Source organism: Tenacibaculum gallaicum, from assembly GCF_003387615.1.
GTDB classification, from domain to species: domain Bacteria; phylum Bacteroidota; class Bacteroidia; order Flavobacteriales; family Flavobacteriaceae; genus Polaribacter; species Polaribacter gallaicus.
In genome coordinates, this window is sequence record NZ_QUNS01000019.1 from 1 (window position 1) to 1295 (window position 1295).

1 protein-coding gene is annotated in these 1295 nt (G+C 31.0%); it reads left to right on the plus strand.

All coding sequences use genetic code 11. The annotated features are described in order from the left end of the window. Positions 1–54 precede the first annotated feature (54 nt). Positions 55–1263, plus strand: a complete 1209-nt coding sequence (locus tag C7448_RS15710; protein ID WP_115902359.1) for an IS256 family transposase — start codon at positions 55–57, stop codon at positions 1261–1263. The last annotated feature ends 32 nt before the right edge of the window (positions 1264–1295 follow it).

The window sequence follows — 1295 nt, forward strand, 5'->3', positions numbered from 1 at the left end:
GAGACTATTCAATAAAGTGTGTCATAAATCATAAAAAATAATAGATTTATGTATATGGAAGACAATAAATTTGATTACGAAAGTTTTAAATCTCGAGCAATAAAAGAACTTCAGTCAGGAAAAGAATTAAGTGGAGTTGATGGAGTTTTACAACCTTTACTGAAAGATTTTTTAGAGAGTGCTTTAGATGGAGAGCTTACTTCTCATTTAGCAAATGATACCTCAAACAACCGACGTAATGGTAAAGGGAAGAAAAAAGTTAAAACTTCTTACGGAGCAGTTGATATTGTAACACCAAGGGATAGGAATGGTAGTTTTACACCTAAGCTTATAGGTAAGAGGGAAACTGTTTTAGGAGAAGCCTTAGAGAGCAAAATTTTATCATTATACGCTAAAGGTTCTAGTTATAGTCAAATTCAAGAACATCTGTTAGAACTATACGGTTTGGATATTTCTGTTGGAAAATTAAGCGCCATTACCGATTGTATCATACCTAAATTAAAACAATGGCAAAGCAAACGTTTACATGTTTTTTATCCTGTTGTTTGGTTAGATGCTATCCATTTTAAGGTAAGAGAAGATCATCGAGTAACAAGTAAAGCAGTATACGTTGTTTTAGCCTTAAATAACCAAGGAGTAAAAGAACTTTTAGGGTTGTATATTTCTGATGAAGAAAGAGCAGGATTTTGGTTAGAAGTCTTATCGGATATTCAAAACAGAGGTGTTGAAGATATTTTAATTACCTGTGTAGATAATCTAAAAGGTTTTTCAGAGGCTATTGAAGCAGTATTTCCAAAAACAAGTATTCAGAAATGTATCATTCATCAAATACGAAACTCCAGACGTTTTTTAGCCCGAAAAGATAGAGTAAAGTTTAATGAGGATTTAAAAGCTATCTATAAAGCTGTAAACCTTACAGAAGCTCAAGTAGCTTTAGATGACTTTGATACAAATTGGAATCATAAATATCCATTAGCTGTAAAGTCTTGGAGAAAAAACTGGAGTGAATTAACACATTTCTTTGAGTACTCCAAAAACATAAGAAAACTAATGTATACCACTAATATTGTAGAAGGGTTTAACAGACAAATTAGAAAGATCACTAAAACTAAAGGTGTTTTCACCAATCAGATGGCATTGATGAAATTGATTTATCTCACTCAAAATGACATTACTAAAAAGTGGGTAAACCCAACAAATAATTGGAATAGAATAAAACAAGAATTAATTATTAAATTTGGTAAAAGGTTTATAGAAAACTAAAAATAAGTTGACACACTTTATTGAATACTCCC

Coding starts and splice junctions, on each gene's coding strand:
- C7448_RS15710 (WP_115902359.1), top strand. CDS start 55: ATGGAAGACAATAAATTTGATTACGAAAGTTTTAAATCTCGAGCAATA.